Below are 19,409 nucleotides of genomic sequence, written 5' to 3' on the forward strand. Positions count from 1 at the left end.
GCAGAAGTTTGCCACCGCCAAGTCAGCCGAAATTCATCTTATGCGTGCACTGAACCAATAATCGAGAATAATTCAACTCTGCTTTTTCAGGGGGATTCGAAATAATGAAAGCCGCTGCCTAACTTGGTTATCGGCTTGGAAGTCAGAAGATGCCGGGCGGTTGAACGGCTCGGCATCTCGAAAACGAATGCTCTATCCTCAGGCGGCGTTTTGCTGCGGGATCGCAGCCTGATAGGCAAGCGTCGCATCGCCGACGAGATAGCGTGACGCGCCATCAGTCGTCTGGTACGAGCTCGTGCCAGTGATCGCGGATCCGTCGGAGAACGACTGACTGCCGTCGGTGGTCGGTAGAAGATTGATCAGCTTGATCCCGGCGTCCGACATGGTCAGCAACTCGCCGTCATCGGCAACGCCGTTCTGGTTGGCATCGCGCCAGACTCGGAACTCGCTCCAGCGATCGTCGTTGGCGTCGAGGACATTGTCGTGGTTGCTGTCGAAGACCAACCTTAGGCCTTCTAGGTCGGAGACCGATCCGCCGTTGGCCGCGACCTGGTCGTCGCTTGCCCACGCAGAGAAGGAGAGTTCCTTCGCCTGGTCGATGACTCCGTCCGGACCAGCCTGGCCGCCCTCGCCGAGATCGATCGCTAGGAAACCGTCCTGGGGACCAACCCATGCGGTTCCATCACGTGCGCCATCGGCATTCCAGTCGAAGGTGACGGAGGAACCGGTGGCAAGCGCGTCGGTGTCGAGCGGCCGCAGGTCGATGTGGCCGTCGCCGTTGAGGTCAAGCAACACCGGCCGGTTGCCACCGGAGCTCGGCTGGGGCCATTGATCAATCATCTTCCAACCAGTGCTACCGCCACCGCCGCCGCCGCTCACATAGGCATAGCGCTGCCACCCGGTCAGCACGTGCGAGGCGTTGTATTGGTAGTTAGTGTAGCTGCCATCGTCGTTGTAGGTCGTGGCAGTACGCTCAACGTTGTTGATGATGTTTTGAACCAACCGCGTCCAGGGTTGATTGCCGTATACGTCGTAATTCGTCGCCGTAATTGAACCTGGCGTATCGCTATAGACATTGTCGGCGATCAACTGACCGCTCGGCACATAGACATCCGCGATATAAGACCAGCCTTGCGAGTTGGCGACGTCATACGCGTATAGAACCTTGCTTCCGTCATCATTGTTGACGTTCTGGTTCGTCATTTGCCCGGCAGTGTTAAATGCCTGATTGATCGTTGACCACCCTTGCGTGTTTGCCAAGTCCCAGAAGTTCACAGCTCGGGTACCATTGTCCCAGTAGATCGTTTGGGAGCCAACCTGACCGCTCGGTGCGTCAATATTGTTATCGATCCGACTCCACGACTGTGAATTGGTCACGTCGAAATCGATGGTGCCGGTGCGCTGCCCCGCAGTATTGTAGTAGTCGATGTGCTGCTGCGCCGCTGTCGGCGTGTAAAACCAAGTGATCGATTTGGTGCCGTCGTCGTTGTCCTGTTCGGCCTCGGTACGCTGGCCGGCTCCGTTGAATATCTGAATGTAGCGCGACCATCCTTGAGTGTTTGCGACATCCCAGTCGTTGACACCGCTGGTTCCGTCATCCATGTAGTCGACCTCGTGGGTCAATCGGCCGGCGGCATCGAAGTGATGGGTCACTTGCGACCATGGCTGTGAATTGGTTGGGTCAAAGACGGCCTCGTCGCGCGAGCCATCGTCATTGTATTGTTCCTGCGTTGTCAATTGCCCGGCGGCATTGAAGGATTGCTCTATCCGTGCCCAGGGCTGCGCGTTGACTGGACCATCGTTGGTGACACGCAGTGTCAAACCGCCTACAGCCGAGACAGTATCGACGACGGTCTGGGTGACCGCACCGCTTGCATTAAGGTCGATCTTTGTCAGCGTTATCGAGCCGTCATTGTGGGTAACCGAGGTTTCCGTGTGATCGATGACGCCGTCGTTGTTGGAATCCTTGCTTAGAACCGAGATCAGGCCGTCCGCGGTGGTCGTGATCGTGCCCTTGGCGGCAACGGCACCGCTGGTATTGGTCTCGGTTACTGTTGCGACCGTGGAGCCATCGACCTGAAGTTGCGACTGCATGACGACCTCGAAGGTGCCATTGCCGTCATAGTCGTATTGGACCGTCTTCGTGTGCCCATCTGCGGAACCGTCAGTTTCCGCCTTAGCTGCGATTGCCTGTTTCCAGTAGACCTTGCCAGCCAGGAGATAGTCCGTCTTCTGTGCCGTGGCATTGTTCGTGGTAATCGAGACGGTGGCGCCTGTCGTGTTGGCTGTCAGTGTTTCCACCTGGTCGACCGCGCCGTCGCCGTCGACATCCTTAGAGGTCGTGCGCACCATGCCGTCAGACGATTGTTGGATCGTCGTCTTCGTCGCCAGCTTGCCGGTCGTCAGATCAGTGTCAGAGATGACAGTCGTTTTGCTACCGTCGGCATTGTTCGTGTCTATTGCTACCCTCTGGCGATCATTCGTACCGTTGCCATCGAGATCCCAGTTGATCGTGGTCTGCAAGCCATTCGCCGTTGTTGAGCTGACCGAACCATCCGTCTTGACTCCAGCGGCCTTGTAGTCCGTCACGCTCGACGTAACGACACCGGTATCTGCAGTTACCGACTGCTGATGCTGATCGATGACACCATCGCCATTGGGATCGCGGTCGATCGTCACAGTTTTCTTGTCGGTGCTAGTCAGCGTGATCGTCTTGTCGATCAGTTTGCCGGACGCGTCGGTGGTCGCGACCGTCTCGCGCGTTGCGCCATCGGCAAGGACCTCGATCGTGTCGCTGACGGTCTGGGTCGCAAACCCCGAGCGTTGCTCGTTGGTCGATACGATCTCACCATTGGCATTGGTGGTAGTGACGAACTTGGAGATCAGCGAACCGTCGGCCTTGGTGCTGGACACGGTACGCGTCTTGGTGCCATCGGCGTTGATTGCCGTGACATCGGTCGAGGTCTGGCCATAGGTGCCCGAGCCCGTCAGATCCGATTGCGTCGTGACCGACAGACCGTTGGCGCTGGTGGTCGCCAGATAGCGGCTGGTGAGCGCCGTGCCAGTGAAATAGCTGACCGTCTCGGTGCGGGAGCCGTCGGCATTGAGGACCGTCACATCGGTCCGGCTCTTAGTGAAGGTACCGGAACCGGTCTGATCCCATTTCGTGGTGACGGTCAGGCCATCGGCGGACGTATCGGTCTGCGTGACGGCGCTCAGTACCAACGTGCCGCTGCTGTTGACGGTGTAGGTCTTTTCCGTCGTCGTCTTGCTACCGTTGGCGTTCAGCGTCGTCACATCGGTTACGCTCTTATTGGCAACGCCGTTGCCATCCGTGTCGTAGCTGACCGTCTGGGTCAGGCCATCGGCACTGGTGGTGATTGTCTTGGTATGCGCAGTTGCGCCTGCCGAGGTCAGGTCGGACAGCGTCTGCATGACGCTGCCATCGGCGTTCTTCGTGGTCACGGACTTCTGGTCGACGACGCCATTGCCATCGATGTCATAGGTAACCGTAACCGTTTTGCCGTCGGCGCTTATCGTGGTCGTCGTCTTATTCGCAACGAGCCCGGTATTGGTGACCACCTCGGTCGTCGATCCGTCTGAGTTGAGTGTCGTGACATCCGTCGTGGTGCGGACCGCGGACAGCACGACGGCCGGATTGTTGAGTGCCCAAGCTTGGGCACCAGCCGCCGTGTGCGCTTGTCCTTCGGCAGAATCAGCAATCTGCTGGGCAACGGACGCGCGCGAGGTTCCAGCATTGAGTGTGCTGACCCAGCCATTGAGACCTGCCGCCTCCGGCGCCCGTCCCAAGGCATTTTGATAGAGCATTGTCACGAACTGCGTATTGTCGAGCGTGCCAATTCTTTGCGCGTACTCGGCGGAGTTGAGCATGACACCAGCAAGCTGAACCGCCGTAGTGCCCGAATTATAGGCCACCGCGAAGTCGGATATGCCACCGGCATCGGGATCACGGCCCAAAACCGCATGATAGAGACGATACATCTCGTTGCGCGCCGTCATTCCCACCACGTCATTCGACACGACTGTCGTCTTGCTCAGGCCATTGGCGGACGTCGTCACACGCTTTAGCTCAATCGGGATCGTATTGCTCTCGCGCGCGAAAGCCTCCGTGCGCGAGCCATCGGCGTTCAGCGTCGTAACATCACTGAGGACTTGCTCGAAAGTACCGTCACCGTCCAAATCGGATTTGGTCGTCACGGACAGTCCGTTGGCGGAGGTCATCGTGACCGCGCGGCTGCTGAGCGTCGTCGTGCCAGTCTTGTAGGTCTCGACCGTCTTCGTGGTCAGGCCGGTGGCATCAATAACGGCAGTTGTCTTCACATCGATCTTGCCGTCGCCATCGAGGTCGACCTGGCTGGTAACGGTTTTGCCATCCGACGTCGCCGTGTTCGTCGTCTTCGCCAGAAGCGTGCCGCTCACGGTGGTAATGGCATCGACCAGCGAGGTCGAGCCGTCGGCATTCAAGGTCTTGGTGGCAGTATCGGTGCGATCGACCGTGGCGTTGCCGTCGTAGTTATAGTCGGTCTTCGTCACCAGGCCATTGGCGCTGGTCGTCACCTTCGCCTGGTCAATCAAGGAGGTGCCTGCATAATCCGAGGTCGTAGTTGCCTTCGATCCATCGCTGTTGAGCACGGTCGCAGCAACCGTCTTGGCGTCGATAACGCCATCACCGTTGACATCCTTCTGGACAGTGATCGTCAGGCCGTTGCCGGAGGTTGTCGTCGTTACCTTGTCGAGGAGCACCCCGGTGTTGCTCTTGTTGGTCACCGTTTCGGTGCGGCTGCCATCGGCTTTGATGACCGTCTGATCGACCGTCGTTAGATCAGTTGTGCTGTCGCCGTTCGCGTCCGTGACGGTGGTGATGGTCAGGCCATCGGCACTGACTGTTACCGTGCTCCTGCCATGGAGCGCACCATCGGCGCTCGTAATGGTCGTTGTCGTGGTCTGGCTGCCGTCGGTCGCGATAGTCTGGGTTGAGGTGCTGTCGACATGACCGTCGCCGTCGACGTCCTTGGTTACCGAGTTTGTCTTACGGTCGGCGCTAACGGTTGTCACCATCTGGCTCAGCAGTGTGCCATTACCGCTCTTTGCCGCAACCGTTTCCGTACGGGCGCCGGCGTTCAAGACGATCACGTCGGAAACCGTCTCGTCGAACGTGCCGTCGCCGTTGACATCGGATTGCATGGTTTGCATCAAGCTGTCAGCCGACGTCGTCGTCACTGTCTTGGCGGTGACCGTGGCGTTCGCACTCTTCATCGTTACCGTCTCGACGCGCGCACCGCCGGTGCCGGCCGAGATCACGTCCGTCGTCACTGCGTCGTATGTGCCGTCCCCGTTGGCGTCCGTACTCATGGTCTTCGACAGGCCATCGGCACTCGTGGTCGTCAGCACCCTGGCGACGAGCGTTCCATTTGGATTGAGGGAACTGTCGGTTTCGGTGATGGTCCCATCGCTCGCCACCGTGATGACGGTGGTGGTATCGGCTGCTCCATCGCCGTTGGCATCGACTGAGATGTTCTTGCTCTTGCCATCCGCGCTGGTCGTCGTAACGCTGCTCGACAGCAGGACACCGCTGGCGCTCTTGACCTGCACGGTTTCCGTGCGCGAGCTATCGGAGGCGACGGTCGTCACGTCCGAATGAACGAGATCGGCAACGCCATCACCGGTGATATCGGTCGATACCGTGGAGGAAAGACCATTCGCGGCGGCGACCGTCGTCACCTTGCCTCTGGCCGAATTGTCGCCATTCGTGGTCGTCACCACGGTGGTCACGTCGCCATTCGAGACGATCGTGGTTTGGGTTAAGTCGTGCTCATCGACCGTGCCATTGCCGTCGAGATCGCTTGTGACGGTCTTCGTATGCCGGTCGGCGCTGGTGACAGTCGTGACGCTCGACAACAACGTGCCGTTGGTGCTGCTATCATTCACCGTACGAGTGCGCGAGCCATCGCTGGCAACAACCGTGATGTCGGACACGACATCGTCGTAGGTACCGTCACCGTTGACATCCGTCTTCGTTGTCTCGGTCAGACCATCGGAGCTCGACTGCACCAGCACCTGCTGCAATGTCGCTCCGGACACGCTCAACGTCTTGGTCGTGGTCGTTGTCGAGCCGTCAGCATTGGTGACAAATGTCTGGCTCTGGTCTGGCTTTCCGTCGCCATCCTGATCGAGGGTGGTCGTGATCGTCGTGTGATCGGCGCTGGTGACTGTCGTCGTGCTGTCGACGACCGAGCCATCCGCATTGAAGTCCGTCACCACTCGCGTACGCACGCCGGAAGCAACCGTAGTGACATCGGTCTGCGAGCGGTCGTAAGTGCCGTTGCCGTCATCGTCGAACTTGGTTGACACGCTATTGCCGTCGACGCTGGTGGTCACCACATCCTGGAAAGCCAAACTGCCATCGGCATTATAGGCCTGGATGGTGTTCGTCTTAGGCTGGTCGGCATTGGTGACAACAGTCGATTTGACGATGTAACCATTGGAATCGCTGGCAAGAGCGGCGTCGCCCACCGTCCCAGTCGAGCCGTCGGATTTGGTATAGGTGGTGGTACCGGTGATTGCCGAGCCATCGCTGAAGGTCTGGCCACTGCCCTTCGGGGTCAGGTCGATCGAGGTGATGCCAAGCGAGGACAGCGTGACTAGCTGACCATTGACCATGACCTTGAACTTCGACCATTGGGCATCGCCGGCATCGAGCTTACCGTTTCCGTTGGTATCAAATACGTCCTTGATTGCCTCGAGATCGCCTGTTGCCGTCGGATCCCACTGCGTGAACTCGAATTCCTTTGAGCTACTGATTTTGCCATCACCATCGGCGTCAAGCACGAGCACGCCAGTACCACTGCCCGCCCAAGCCATGCGATGTTGATAGCCGTCACCGTTCACATTCACGAACTGCGATGACGTCCCGAGCATGTTCACATTGAGTCCATTACCGGAAAGATCGAGTAGAACCGGTACACCGGCACTATTGCCCTCGTTGTCGTCTTCGGATTTGCCCGCATGATCTTCGGTTGCGCTATGGGATGACGAATAGCCCCCGATGTTGTCATCCGCGGACTTGCCCGCATGATCTTCAGTCGCGCTGTGGGATGACGAATAGCCCCCGATGTTGTCATCCGCGGACTTGCCCGCATGATCTTCAGTTGCACTATGGGATGAAGAATAACCTCCGATGTGATCATCCGCTGACTTACCCGCGTGATCTTCGGTCGCACTGTGGGAAAGACCGCCATCAGACGAACCGTTATACCCACGGTCGCCAAGAAGTCCCCCCCAAAATGGCTCAAAGTTCATTGTCGATGGCGGCGTGGGCGCAACCGGAGCGTCCGGAACGTTCGCCATGAACCCGAAATTCCATGATGCACCATCGACCGGCGTCACCGGCGTCGGCGCAACGGGAGCAGCTGGAGTAAACGAGATAGCGCTAATATTATCCGGTGTCGGGGGAGTGATCGCCAAATCGAGATTGAAGGGACCAGAGTAAGACAGCGACGGGGTGACAGACGTAGAATCAACTTCCATCGCAAAACCGGGCGGCGTGTCCAGGGGTGGCGAAATCGCCGTTGGCGTTGGATCTGGCTCGTAGCTTGCAAGCGTCACAGCGGGTGATGGCTGATCGATTTCTGAAAGAGGAATACTGGGCTGCGGCGAGGGGGTGTCAAAAACGGAACCTAGAAGGTTGCCGAATCCGTATCCCATAACGTCGCCGTAGTAGGCGCCAAATGCTGCCCCGGCAGCTGCGCCAGGAACATTACCTAAGAGTCCCCCTCCTATCCCGCCGAGGAAGCCTCCGACACCCGCTCCGACCAACCCACCCCAATATCCTCCTTCTTTTGCATCAGGCCCCTGTCCATACAAACTCCCACGATCGTCCTGCAATGATTGATTTGCGCGATCTCCCAGAGCTGTGCCCGCAATCCCCCCACCCAATCCGGCGGCGCCGCCTGGCGTTATACTATAGTCACTCATATTGAATCCTTTAACTATCTTGCGTAGAGATCGAAATATGTATTCACTATTTGTCTTTGATGCGCTTATACATCTCGTAGAAAATTAGTATATATATCCCAACAAACGCCAATCTTATTACTTCACTCGCTATATATCCGCTTAATAGTATAACATATGAGCCAGCTATAGCTGACACTACAGCACATATGAATAATATCACCAATTTAGTGTTTGTTTCCATTTAAATATCTCATTTTACAGTATAAAATCGATTGTGGTCTTGGACCAAGGGAGGATAAGCCAAGGCCCCCTTGACGGGTTGACGCCACGGCGCGACTGAACTGTTGATCGCGTCGTCACCTTCCGCGTCGAACATCACTTCGCCAACGCCGCCCCTCAGAACCCATGAGATCTTTGGTCGCCGGCCAAGATCTAGCATCGCCACTTCAGGATTCTTATTACCTTGAGCTTTCCGCATATACCTGCCACAAAATGGAACTAATCCCACCCCCGGGGAACGGCACCGAACAATCAATACACGCGTTTCATGACGATTAATACGCGCATCTCGCGCATTTGCAATAAGAGGCACCTGAATTGTGAGCGAAATATGCAAAAACTATGGATCGGCATTCGAGACCCGCATAGACGGCACTGACGGAGAAGCCGCTCTCGCCGCACAATGCATTGCGGCGCTGCTTACGCGGCATGATATTCCGAAGTATCGTTTTGCCGTCACCATTTCCGAAATCCTCGGGCTTTCCTATTCCGCTGGAAATCGCCGCCTGACAACGAACGCCTCATGGTCGTTGGAAGAGCTTAAGCGCGTGGCCGAACATTTCGGCGAGACGCTGCAAGAGCTCGTCACACTCGACAAGTCGGATGCCTTGCTGGAAGCATCGATTGTCATCAACAACCACATCGTGCCCTGCCGGATTCGATTGGGCAATGTCGTTGGACAGGTGTCACCGGGAACATTAATTGCCGCGGAGATCGATGGCTCCTGGCGCGTCATGCCTGCGGATGCCAGATCGATCATACCGGCACACGCTGTCACGCGACTATTGATCGAACCGACCGCTTCTCGGCGCCGGGTCGCCATTCTCGATGACCACGCCGACACCGCGCAAACGATCGTTCACTACATGGAAATGGCAGGCCTTGAGGCCATAGCCTTTAACGATCCCCAAGCCCTTTATGATCAGGCCGACTTCGACGCCTATGTGCTCGATTGGATCATAGAGCGTGATGCGCGGCGCCAGACCGCACTGGAGTTGGTCGAGAACATTCGTGCGCGCAATGCGCTTTGCCCGATCATCATCTTGACCGGACAAATCAGGACGGGCAATGCGGATGAGGAGAATATCGCAGCGGCTCTGGCGCGGCACAATTTGAAGTTCTTCACGAAGCCGGCGAGCATGCCAATCCTTATTGCCGCTTTGAACGCGAGTTTCAAAACTGCATGATCGTTCGCAGTTGCTGCTGGCGTATCGGCTTGCTCAGCGTCGCGTCGAAGGATGACAAGTCGTGCCTGGCTCCATAATTGGCGGCTGACAGCGCGACAAGTTTTGGCTTGTAGCCCAATTCCGTCTTGCGGATCTGCGCTGCCAGCTCAGGCCCCGTCATGATCGGCATGTCGAGATCAATGAAGATCACCGAATAGGTATGTGCGGCCGCGTAGTTCAGCGCCGCCATGCCGGAGGGCGCAAGGTCGGTCGCGAAGCCAAGCTCTCCGATCACCGCGGAGAAACCTTTCAGAAGATCAGGATGATCGTCGACGACAAGCACCCGCTTCTGAGCATCGTTCGCCCCGTGTGAGGGTCCCTCCGCAAGGACGGCGGGGATCGCAAGGTCAAAGACGCTGCCACCATCGGACGGCCTGCTGACGGTCATGCGCGCACCGAGCTGCCGTATCAGGGATTGGACGACCGACAAACCAATGCCTCGTCCACTGCCAAGGCTGAGCAGTCCCGTCGCATCGGCGCTGCTTTCAAGGATCCGCGGCGGCAAGCCAGGCCCGGTGTCCACCACCCGTAGAACCAATTCGCTCGCCTTCTCATCAAACGGCGCAAGATCAACCTGAACACAGCCGTGCGGCGTATATTTAATCGCATTCGAAACGAGATTGTGCAGAAGTTGCGCGATACGCTCACCATCCGCGACCAGGAAAACGGCCTCATCGGGACCTGTGTGCCGCAGCTCCAAATGCTTGGCGTCCGCGGCGGCTCTATAATTTCCCACCACTTCTCGAACCAGTTCCCCTGCCTCGAACACACCGGGTTGTAGCTCGATATACCCGCTTTGCGCTCGAGCTAGGGTCAGCATATCGCGAAGCTGGACGGCCAGGCTGTTAGCCGCCCGGCGGATGCGTGCGGTCAACTCATTCCGGGTCCCCACGTCTTGAGGACGCTCCAGAATATCCAGCGCCGAAACGATGACCTGAAGCGGCGTCCGCAGTTCATGGCTGACCATGGCGAGGAAACTGATCTTGTCCGCAACGGCCGCTTCTGCAGCAGCTACGGCGCGCGTTCTCGCCGCCATAGCCCACCAATAAAATATTGAAATGATGACAAAGGATATTATCGCGCAAATCAGCAGTCCTGCGATCACAAGAATGATGACGTGCCCTGCCTGGATGGTTTCAAAGGACTTTTCCTTTAGGCTACTATCCTGATCCATGGCGGCTTTGGATATTCTGTCCAGTGCAAAGGACATATCTTCAAACTGAGGCAATAGCGCCTGAGCATCGGCCGACGAGATATCCGGTTTGATTTCCGGTAGGACATCCGCCGCGAATTTGGCCAAAGCGGCCCCATCCTCCGAAAAGCCGGGAAGCGTCCTGTAGCCGTCATTCAGCTCCGAGGGCCGCACGATAATATTGATGCCGGATATCAAGACATCGATGTGAAACGAAAGCGTATCCGGCTCGACCGCAGATCCGTCGGCAATGGTCTTCAAATCCAATCTGACGGTCTCGAGCTCTCTAAGCACCTGCGCGGTCGGCCAGTAGAAATAGGATGGATTCCGGCCGTTGGCGGAATCCCAAAGGACATATTCCGCTCTTATGGCAGCCCAATTATACACGACGACGCCAAGGCATATCGCGACGATTGCTGCGGGAATGCAGAACCATGCAAGATGGAATAACCTCATTCCACCTCGATCCCGCATAGCTGCCAAACGAGATATGACGCTGCCGCTGGAGTGTCCAATTCGTTTTTGAAGCTGTCTCGAGGATACATGACAAAGACCGGTCCAAAATCTCTGATCGTCAGCCGGATCCCGCTTTTGCTGGTCGCAAGAATGGTGCCGTACTTCTCAAGATAGTCGGCGTCCACCTTTACGCTAAAGTCATCGAGTGCAACAAGACGCAGCTTCTTGCCTTTCGCATCAACTTCGCCCAGCACTCTACTCAGCAATGGACCAACGAAGTCGCTTCTAGGAGTCCATGGCGTGGATGTCGTCACCGTGGATGTCGGCAAAGCGAGAAATTCGCGTTCAGACATCTCATAGGCGTTTTTGGCACCGTTCGTCGTCTTACCAATGTTGCCAGAAATCGTCAGAAAAACATTCTGCCTACATCCATTCGGAATGCGCGTAGCTGCGTCCGCCACGACCCCGTTGAAGAAAATGCTAACTAATGGCAACCCAAGTGCCAGCATTCTACTTTTGAACATGCTAATCGATCCCCCAATCATTTGCAGTCACGCGTACTTTAAAATTGTTTCGAAAGAAATTCACGCTTACGTTGCTGTATTGGTGAAACACAAAGTAGACTGGAGTGAGGAAGGCAACGCCACTTCCTCGGATCAAGGTAAGGGCAGCTCATCCCCTGGAACGAGGGACTCAGAGCCGCAAGCGATCATCCAATGATGCCCGCACCTGCGATGGTCTTGCCCCTCCCTCAGGAGGGACCGTCCCTAAGACGGCTGGCGAACAGGGCATTTGAAGACTCCGCGAAGCTCTTTTCAACCAAGATCGATATGATTGTGTCCTATGATCGACAGGGCACCAAAATTTCGATGCGGCCGATGACTCCTGCAATAATGATCCCATATCCTCTACCAATCGGCGAATCTTCTTCGACGATGCAGATTTATCAATCGAGGCTGGTAGAAGGTGACTTCCGTTTTTTGTGTCCTGCGATCCGGCGGCGAATACAGGGCCGACCATGTACGACGATTGCGTACTCAGGTGATGCATCATCTGCCCAACGCTGACTTTTGGTGCCTTTCCGATATTGAAGCCGACAACGTCCGGACTCGGCCGTTGATGTATGACTGGCCGGGGTGGTGGTCGAAGATGGAGCTTTTTCGGCCGGGGATATCTGGTGACATTCTCTTCATGGATCTCGACACCTCGATTGTCGGAAGCCTTGCCGATATCGCATCCGTCAAACAACTCGCCCTGATGCGCGACATCTATCGCCCCGAAGGCTTGCAATCATCGATCATGTATCTGCCGGAAGCGGTTCGGGAGCAGATCTGGGCCGAATGGATTGAGCAGCCACAGCACTGGATGGACATCTATCACAAGGGCGGCGACCAGGCCTTTCTGGAGCACTTCTGGCTTGAGCGCGCCAGCAGATGGCAGAACTTATTGCCTGGCCAGATTGTCTCCTGGAAGTCCCATGTGCGCCAAGCGCTCCATGACGATGAAAGTGGAAACGGCTCAATTCCGCCCGGCGCCCGCGTGGTGATCTTTCATGGCAAGCCTCGGCCCTGGGATATCGGTTGGTAAGCCTCGAATTCCGGTTAACGGCTAACGCACGTTCGCTGGTTGATCAAATATCGACCAGATCTGCCGCGACCAAATCCGGGTCCGATGCCAGTTCGTCGCAGACCGACGAGCGAGCTCTCTTCCATGACTTCATCAGGCTGGTCAAACATCGATCCGATAGACCGCCGCATTGTCCTGCTTTTCCCGCAAGCCTTTATAGGACGAATGCCGCAGCTTTCCGTCGTCCGTCCAACCGCGATTTTCGATCTCGGCGATAAGCGTCGGTTGTACCCATATAGTGCCCTTCCGCTTCAGGGCCACTGCGGGTTTTGACGTCTTGAGAGTGTCGAGATCCTTACGCAGCTTCGTGGCCTCGTGCCGCTTGAATCCGGTCCCTACCCCGCCGACATAAACAAGGCCCTCGCCTTTGCGCGCCGCCAATAGAAGTCGACCGATACCACCGAGCGCGGCCGTCGACGGCTCGTATCCGATGATGAAAAAGCTCTCGCTCTGAACACATTTGATCTTGACCCAATCACCGCGGCGATCCGAATGATATGGCGCATCCAGCTTTTTGGCGATGAGGCCTTCAAGACCATGTTCGCAAGCGGCGGCAAAGAGCACGTCGCCATCGCCTTCGATCGCCTGTAATAGCCGAATAGCGCCGAAAGCGTCGACCGGAATGATGCTCCCGAGCATCTGCCGACGTTCAGCGAGAGCCATTCCCCGGAGATCATGCCCATCGAGGTACAGCAGATCGAAGGCAAGGAAAATCGCTTCACTGGCACTTCGCTTACCGCCGCGGCCTCCGAGCGCCTGCTGCAAGGCGCCGAAATCGGCGCGGCCCTGTTCATCGAGCACGACGGCTTCGCCATCGAGGATCATTGTGCCGCCGAGCCATGACGCTGCCTGTGCGATCGAAGGGAACCGATGCGTCCAATCGTGGCCGCCTCGCGTGATGACGCGAATCCTCGTCGGCTCGATGTGGAGTGCTAGGCGATATCCGTCCCATTTGATTTCAAAAAGCCAGTTGTCACCCTTCGGCGGCTTGGGAACGAGCTGCGCCAGGCAGGGCTCGATGCGTTCCGGCATGGGATCAAATGGAAGGCGTGGCTGCTCAGGATCACGCGGCTTGCGTGGCCTGCTGCGAAGTGGTGGCTCTGTCTCGCGAAGAAGCGGGCGAGATGGCTTACGAGGAGCCTTTGTCATGCCCGATAGTCCAGCAGACAAAGCCGGAAGAGTCGAGTCATCCCGATGGAGTAGCAAGAGGGCGCTCCCTTGACGCAGACGGAAATAATCACGACATTCCAGCAATGACTGATATTCAACCTCCCCGCTGTGACAATCCCGATCCGGATCGGCATCTTTGGTGTCAATACGCGATGCATTTGTCCTTCGCTGAACTTGTCAGCAAGGCGGTCGACGCTGGCTGGGGCGAACGGGAGGTTGCGGCGGCCCTCGTCGACCTGGCCGATCACCACATGCTCGGCCTCATTACATCCGGTGAAATCGACGAAGTGCTCGGCGCCATCAAAAAGCGTTCTTGACTTATCTCGAATGTAGGAACATAACAGGAACACATTGACGGCGGAATGACCCGCCCACCCTTGATGTCCTGATTATGATGAGACTCCCTGGCGACAGTGGAGAGGGTGTTGATTTGCACTGAGAAGTGACCCGGCATTTGCGCCGAGAATTGACCCGCCTCTTAGGTATGTTTCGGGTCGGTGGTGGTGGTCAAGTTCCTACTTTTCTCCTTTGCTGTTTTGGGTTCATGCGCTGAGCTGTTCTTGAACCGGAAGCTGTCGTTTCCGGTTTCGAGGATGTGGCAGTGATGGGTAAGCCGGTCGAGCAATGCGGTGGTCATCTTGGCGTCGCCGAAGACGCTGGCCCATTCGCTGAAGCTCAGGTTGGTGGTGATGATGACGCTGGTCCGCTCGTATAGTTTGCTCAGCAGATGGAAGAGCAGTGCACCGCCTGATGCGCTGAATGGCAGGTATCCAAGCTCGTCAAGGATAACGAGATCGGAGTGTATGAGCCGGTTGGCGATCTGACCGGACCGTCCTTGAGCTTTCTCCTGCTCGAGAGCGTTGACCAGTTCGACGGTCGAGAAGAAGCGAACCCGCTTATGATGATGCTCGATGGCTTGAACACCGATTGCCGTGGCGACATGCGTTTTGCCTGTGCCGGGCCCGCCGACCAGGACGATGTTGTTGGCCTCGTCGAGGAAGTCGCAGCGATGAAGCTGACGCACGAGCGCCTCGTTGATCTCGCTGCTTGCGAAGTCGAAGCCGTTCAGATCACGGTAAGCGGGAAAGCGTGCCGTCTTGAGCTGATAGGCTGTCGATCGAACCTCCCGTTCCGCCGTCTCCGCTTTGAGGAGCTGCGACAGGATCGGAATGGCGGCCTCGAACGCCGGCGCTCCCTGTTCGGTCAGTTCACCGACGGCTTGGGCCATACCGTGCATCTTCAATTGCCGCAGCATGATCACGATCGCGCCGCTTGCTGGGTTATGACGCATGGCGAATCTCCGTCTTTCTCAGGGTGTCGTAGCGTTCGACGTTGGCCTTTGGTTCATTGGTGAGTGTCAGTGCCTGGGGGCGCATCTATCGTCGGCGGCGTGAAGGATTTGCCATCGACGAGGCGATGCAGCAGGTTCAACACATGCGTCTTGGTCGGAACGCCGGACTTCAGCGCCATGTCGACGGCCGATAGCACGGCCTGTTCATCGTGCTGCAGGACGAGCGCCAGGATATCGACCATCTCGCGGTCTCCGCCAGGTTTCTTGAGCAGGTGTTGTTGCAAGGCTTTGAAGGCCTCGGGAAGCTCGGTGAATGGAGCACCGTTGCGGAGAGCGCCGGGTTTGCGTTGCACGACCGCGAGATAGTGCCGCCAGTCATAAACCGTCTGTCCCGGCCGATCATGGGAACGGTCGATAATGCGCTGGTGCTCGCAGATGATCAAGCCTTCGGCGGCGACAACGACACGATCCGGATAATCGCTCTTCGCGATCCGTGGCAGGCATCTCGATGTCGAACTTGCTGCTCGCGGCGGCGATCTGAACCGGAATAAACGCAGATGTCGAAGACGGCGATAATGGATGGGCCTGTGTGTGTTTCCTGATCCATTTCCAAACGAGGTTCGCGTTGACCCCGTGTTCTCGCGCAAGTTTCGATACCGATGCGCCGGGTTCAAGGCAGGCCGCAACAAGGCGATCTTTCGAACTTTGATCGAAACGGCGTCGCCCATTCCGACCAACCAGCCGCACGGCAAGTTTTTGACCTTCATCCATGATTTGGTGTCCACCTCTTTTAGGTGGACACCTCATGCCAAAGCTCACTCAACTAAAGAAGGTGCGGAGAAATTCGCGCTTACGATCTGCCCGTCTCCCGCTTGCACGAACTGCTCCCATGGGAGTGGAAAAGGCTGCGCCAGGCCGAAAAAGCCTCTGCTCAGATCATCGCCTGAATCTTATCCGCAGCATACATCAGCAATGACGTATCCATCCGAGGTAGGCCGCAGGGATCTTTGGGGTCGCGCGTGGTAAGCTTGCGGAATGGAGATCGACGAGGACAAAATTGACGACGCGGTGCTGGCGTTGCTATGGCTGACGCTTCACAACGAGCGTTGCGCCTGGAAGGGGTTTGAGTGGGCGACGACTGATCGCTTGTATCAGAAAGGCCTGATCGGCGATCCGGTGAACAAGTCGAAGTCACTGGTGCTGACGGACGAGGGTCTGCGCCGGTCGGAAGAGCTGTTTCGGAAACTGTTTACGCGGCAGCCGGGATTTCCATCGCCTTGATCACCTTCCACTCCCAAGGCAAGAGCTCATGCAGGCGGGAGACGGGAAGCTCGGCGATGCGGGCCAGCACGTCGGCAAGCCAGACCTTTGGATCGATGTCGTTGAGGCGAGCCGTCGTAATCAGGGTCAGCATGATGGCGGCCCGGTCGGCGCCGCGATCGGAACCGGCGAAGCTCCAATTTTTTCTGCCGCAAGCCACGCCGCGCAGGGCTCTTTCCGCCGCGTTATTCGTCATGCAAATCCTGCCGTCATCGGCGTATCTGGCAAAATCGACCCAGCGCGACAGCATGTAGTTGATCGGTTCGATGACCGGTGAGGAGCGTGAGAGGCCCTCCTGTTCCTGGCGCAACCAGGCCTCCAACTCGATGAGCAGCGGCTTGCTCTTTTCCTGGCGCACGGCAAGCCGCTCCTCGGCGCTTGTGCCGTTGATATCGCGCTCGATGGCAAACAACGCGTCGATGCGTTTAACCGCTTCCAACGCCGTCGCCGAGACAGGCCGTGCGCCTTTACCGCGGCGCGCACTGCGAGAGACGTCGGCCAGCTCGAAGAACTTCCGGCGCGCGTGGGCAAAACAGAAAGCCGGCGTCACCGGTATTTGTTTCTTCGTACGATCAAAGAGCGGATTGAAGCCATTATAGCAGTCAGCTTGCAGAATGCCTTTGAACTCGGCCAGATGTCGTTGTGGATGTTCGCCACGCCGGTCGCTGGAGGCGTAGAAGACGGCGGCCGGTGGCGACTGTCCCCCAAAGGGCCTATCGTCGCAAACGTAGGTCCAGATCCGGCCGGTGATGCACTGCCCTTTGGCGAGAATCGGGATAGTGGTGTCGTCGCCATGCAATCGCTCGGCCGCAAACACGTGCGTCTCGATGAGATCGAAGAGCGGCTTGACGGCGGCGCTGACGTAGCCAACCTGGTCGGCAAGCGTCTGGGTGGACAGATCAATTCCCTCGCTGCGGAAACGCCGGCTCTGGCGGTTGAGCGGCTGATGCTCGGAGAATTTGTCGAAGACTATAGTGGCGAGAAGGTTGGGGCCGAGAAAGCCGCGCGGTGTGGCATGGAACGGCGCCGGCGCCTGGCTGATGCAGCCGCACTCCCGGCAAGTAAACTTATCCCGGACGGTCTCGACCACCTTGAAGCGGCGTGGGATCTCCTCCAGCGTCTCGGTAGTATCCTCGCCCAGCTTCGACAGCCGTTCGCTACCGCAATGGATGCAGGCGCCAGGAGCTTCGATGACGACACGTTCCCGCTCGATATTGTCCGGCCAGGGTTTGCGCACCGGCCGCTTGCGAGTGAAGGCCCGAACGGTCTGGCTTTTGGCAGAGGCCGCTTCGGACGCAAGCTCGTCCTCGGTCGCGTCGGCGACCAGCTCTTCGAGCTGCAATTCCATCTGGTCGATCAGCCGCTGGGTGCGCTCCCGGCTCGGACCGTGTTTGTCGCGTTCCAACTTGGCGATCAGCAATTGCAGATGGGCGTTGAGCGCCTCGATGCTGGAAAGCTCTGCCTTGGCTTTGGTCGCTTCGGCCTCCGCCTGCAACCGCGCCTCGCGTTCCGCCAGCAGCGCGGCGTGGGCGCTGGCAAGATCGTCCGGAAGGGAAAGCGGTGGCAATGACATGCAAATTTTAGAGCATATTTCCTGAACAAATTCAATGAAGAAGGCGCTCAAACCCGTGTCGGACGCCAGGTTTCCTGCGGCGCCCGCCAGTCAATTCCCGACAGCAAATAAGAAAGCTGTGCGGCCGAGATCGCGACGGCGCCGCCTTCAACATTGGGCCAGATAAACCGCCCGCGCTCCAATTTTTTCGTGAACAGGCAGGCGCCTTGGCCGTCATGCCAAATTAATTTTACCAGATCACCTCGTCGACCCCTGAAGCAGAACAGATGACCGCCCAGAGGGTCATGTTTCAACACCTCCTGCACCCGAAGGGCCAGCGAAGGAAAGCCGCACCGCATGTCTGTATGTCCCGTCGCCAGCCACACCTTGACCCCCGTTCCCATCGGAAACGGGTTCATCGCAACGTCTCCAGACCACAAATGAGCCGCAGCAGGACGTCCACGTCGACATCCCGACCGACGATCACACGCCGGCCGTTCGCACTCACCACCTCCATGCGACCGGGCGCGGTGACAGAAGGCGGCACAGCGACAGTCGCCGCAGGTGGCGTATTCGCAACATTAGGCTCGGTAACAACGATCGCTGGAACAAATCCGTTCGCCGAGCGGGGGACAAGCCGTCCTTCCCGCGCGGCCCTGCGCCAGGCATTCAACTGCCAGCGCGTGATCCCATGACGCTGCGCCGTGGCCGTCACCTGTCGCGGGCCGTTATAACTCTCAGCCACGATCGCCAGCTTCGCTTCATCCGTGAAACGCCGGCGACGCCCGCTATCGACAATCTCCATCCGGCTGAAATGCCCGGTGAGATCATTCCTCAAGTCCATGTGTGAAGCACCGTCTATATTGCCGTCTATATAGACAGAGCATCCACACTCTCACTCACTGCACAATGCGGCCCAACTCGGATGCGTACGCAATGACCCGCGCACACGACCCAGTTCCGCGGTTCCTGGCGTATGGATACAGTCGAATGGTGGACGTTTAAAGAAAGCGGCGATAGTTGCCCTGGCGCGCAAGCTCCTTATCGCGCTGTGGAAGTTTGTCACTGCGGGTGTTGTCATCGAAGGGGCTGTTATGAAGACCGCCTGACGACCGTAAAATGGCCGAACACACAAATCTTCCAGGACTGATCAATCCTGGCGGATCCAGGTGAACGAACCGCCTCTAAGTCGGGCTTCAAATGCCGCGCTTTAGATTGGTCCCGTTCTCCTGAGCCTTGCCGCAACGCAAGCGGGATAGTGGTGCTGCCGGACAAAACGGCGACCGTATGTGAGTTTGAACCGGCGACGGAAATGTGCCG

The 19,409-nt window shown here is 57.6% G+C and carries 13 protein-coding genes and 2 pseudogenes; 5 read left to right on the top strand and 10 right to left on the bottom strand.

Translation table 11 applies throughout. The features are described from left to right. Positions 1-198: 198 nt before the first annotated feature. Positions 199-7,368 (bottom strand): DUF4214 domain-containing protein, encoded by a 7,170-nt coding sequence (locus N2601_RS08870; protein WP_260303929.1) that lies wholly within the window; start codon positions 7,366-7,368, stop codon positions 199-201. 1,208 nt (positions 7,369-8,576) lie between these two features. Here N2601_RS08870 and N2601_RS08875 point away from each other — a divergent pair. Then, a complete protein-coding gene (locus N2601_RS08875; RefSeq protein WP_260303930.1) occupies positions 8,577-9,443 on the top strand; it encodes a helix-turn-helix domain-containing protein in 867 nt (288 codons plus the stop codon). Here the strand turns inward: N2601_RS08875 and N2601_RS08880 are convergent. Then, on the bottom strand, positions 9,430-10,941 hold the full coding sequence (locus N2601_RS08880) for a hybrid sensor histidine kinase/response regulator (RefSeq protein WP_260303931.1): 1,512 nt from the start codon (positions 10,939-10,941) through the stop codon (positions 9,430-9,432). The two genes, N2601_RS08875 and N2601_RS08880, sit on opposite strands and share 14 nt — an antisense overlap. A 185-nt stretch (positions 10,942-11,126) precedes the next feature. Continuing rightward, on the bottom strand, positions 11,127-11,654 hold the full coding sequence (locus N2601_RS08885) for a hypothetical protein (RefSeq protein ID WP_260303932.1): 528 nt from the start codon (positions 11,652-11,654) through the stop codon (positions 11,127-11,129). A gap of 625 nt (positions 11,655-12,279) precedes the next feature. On the opposite strand from N2601_RS08885, the gene N2601_RS08890 reads away from it, so the two are divergent. Beyond that, complete coding sequence (locus N2601_RS08890; RefSeq protein WP_260303933.1) at positions 12,280-12,717, top strand: hypothetical protein; 438 nt, start codon at positions 12,280-12,282, stop codon at positions 12,715-12,717. Positions 12,718-12,858: 141 nt separating this feature from the next. On the opposite strand, the gene ligD is transcribed toward N2601_RS08890, so the two are convergent. Further along, positions 12,859-13,905 carry a non-homologous end-joining DNA ligase gene (gene ligD, locus N2601_RS08895; RefSeq protein WP_260303934.1) on the bottom strand — a complete coding sequence of 349 codons (1,047 nt, stop codon included), beginning with the start codon at positions 13,903-13,905 and terminating at the stop codon, positions 12,859-12,861. Between ligD and N2601_RS08900 the strand changes: the two genes are divergently transcribed. Further along, positions 13,797-14,243, top strand: a complete 447-nt coding sequence (locus N2601_RS08900) for a hypothetical protein (protein WP_260303996.1) — start codon at positions 13,797-13,799, stop codon at positions 14,241-14,243. The two genes, ligD and N2601_RS08900, sit on opposite strands and share 109 nt — an antisense overlap. 161 nt (positions 14,244-14,404) lie before the next feature. On the opposite strand, the gene istB is transcribed toward N2601_RS08900, so the two are convergent. The 3 genes and pseudogenes from istB to tnpA (N2601_RS08915) form a co-directional block, all read right to left on the bottom strand. After that, complete coding sequence (gene istB, locus N2601_RS08905; RefSeq protein WP_260303922.1) at positions 14,405-15,217, bottom strand: IS21-like element helper ATPase IstB; 813 nt, start codon at positions 15,215-15,217, stop codon at positions 14,405-14,407. Then, positions 15,207-15,693: pseudogene (locus tag N2601_RS08910) on the bottom strand (IS21 family transposase); the annotation flags it as partial. The gene istB and the pseudogene N2601_RS08910, both read right to left, overlap by 11 nt. Continuing rightward, entirely contained in the window at positions 15,617-16,024 is a 408-nt protein-coding gene (gene tnpA / locus N2601_RS08915) for an IS66-like element accessory protein TnpA (protein WP_445944998.1), read from the bottom strand. The pseudogene N2601_RS08910 and the gene tnpA (N2601_RS08915), both read right to left, overlap by 77 nt. A 228-nt stretch (positions 16,025-16,252) precedes the next feature. Here tnpA (N2601_RS08915) and N2601_RS08920 point away from each other — a divergent pair, with 228 nt between their 5' ends. Then, positions 16,253-16,498: a DUF6429 family protein gene (locus N2601_RS08920; RefSeq protein ID WP_260303130.1), complete on the top strand. Its 246-nt coding sequence runs from the start codon at positions 16,253-16,255 to the stop codon at positions 16,496-16,498. Here N2601_RS08920 and tnpC read toward each other — a convergent pair. Genes tnpC through tnpA (N2601_RS08935) form a run of 3 tightly spaced genes read right to left on the bottom strand, consistent with a single transcriptional unit; the run spans position 16,467 to position 18,933 of the window. Then, entirely contained in the window at positions 16,467-18,110 is a 1,644-nt protein-coding gene (gene tnpC / locus N2601_RS08925) for an IS66 family transposase (RefSeq protein ID WP_104822826.1), read from the bottom strand. The genes N2601_RS08920 and tnpC overlap by 32 nt on opposite strands. Positions 18,111-18,157: 47 nt before the next feature. Further along, positions 18,158-18,508, bottom strand: a complete 351-nt coding sequence (gene tnpB, locus N2601_RS08930) for an IS66 family insertion sequence element accessory protein TnpB (RefSeq protein WP_104822825.1) — start codon at positions 18,506-18,508, stop codon at positions 18,158-18,160. Next, positions 18,505-18,933: an IS66-like element accessory protein TnpA gene (gene tnpA, locus N2601_RS08935; protein WP_104822824.1), complete on the bottom strand. Its 429-nt coding sequence runs from the start codon at positions 18,931-18,933 to the stop codon at positions 18,505-18,507. Before tnpA (N2601_RS08935) ends, tnpB begins: the two co-directional genes overlap by 4 nt. A gap of 100 nt (positions 18,934-19,033) precedes the next feature. Here tnpA (N2601_RS08935) and N2601_RS08940 point away from each other — a divergent pair. Beyond that, positions 19,034-19,198, top strand: a pseudogene (locus N2601_RS08940) (IS110 family transposase); the annotation flags it as partial. Positions 19,199-19,409: the final 211 nt, after the last annotated feature.

It is taken from the genome of Rhizobium sp. CB3060 (assembly GCF_025200735.1).
In the GTDB taxonomy this organism is placed as follows: Bacteria; Pseudomonadota; Alphaproteobacteria; order Rhizobiales; family Rhizobiaceae; genus Rhizobium.

Excerpts from the sequence above, each read along its gene's own strand:
- N2601_RS08870 (WP_260303929.1), bottom strand. The coding sequence starts at position 7,368 with ATGGCGAACGTTCCGGACGCTCCGGTTGCGCCCACGCCGCCATCGACA.
- N2601_RS08885 (WP_260303932.1), bottom strand. The coding sequence starts at position 11,654 with ATGTTCAAAAGTAGAATGCTGGCACTTGGGTTGCCATTAGTTAGCATT.
- N2601_RS08890 (WP_260303933.1), top strand. The coding sequence starts at position 12,280 with ATGGAGCTTTTTCGGCCGGGGATATCTGGTGACATTCTCTTCATGGAT.
- N2601_RS08900 (WP_260303996.1), top strand. The coding sequence starts at position 13,797 with ATGGAAGGCGTGGCTGCTCAGGATCACGCGGCTTGCGTGGCCTGCTGC.
- ligD (WP_260303934.1), bottom strand. The coding sequence starts at position 13,905 with ATGACAAAGGCTCCTCGTAAGCCATCTCGCCCGCTTCTTCGCGAGACA.
- istB (WP_260303922.1), bottom strand. The coding sequence starts at position 15,217 with ATGCGTCATAACCCAGCAAGCGGCGCGATCGTGATCATGCTGCGGCAA.
- tnpA (WP_445944998.1), bottom strand. The coding sequence starts at position 16,024 with ATGAGGTGTCCACCTAAAAGAGGTGGACACCAAATCATGGATGAAGGT.
- N2601_RS08920 (WP_260303130.1), top strand. The coding sequence starts at position 16,253 with ATGGAGATCGACGAGGACAAAATTGACGACGCGGTGCTGGCGTTGCTA.
- tnpC (WP_104822826.1), bottom strand. The coding sequence starts at position 18,110 with ATGTCATTGCCACCGCTTTCCCTTCCGGACGATCTTGCCAGCGCCCAC.
- tnpB (WP_104822825.1), bottom strand. The coding sequence starts at position 18,508 with ATGAACCCGTTTCCGATGGGAACGGGGGTCAAGGTGTGGCTGGCGACG.
- tnpA (WP_104822824.1), bottom strand. The coding sequence starts at position 18,933 with ATGGACTTGAGGAATGATCTCACCGGGCATTTCAGCCGGATGGAGATT.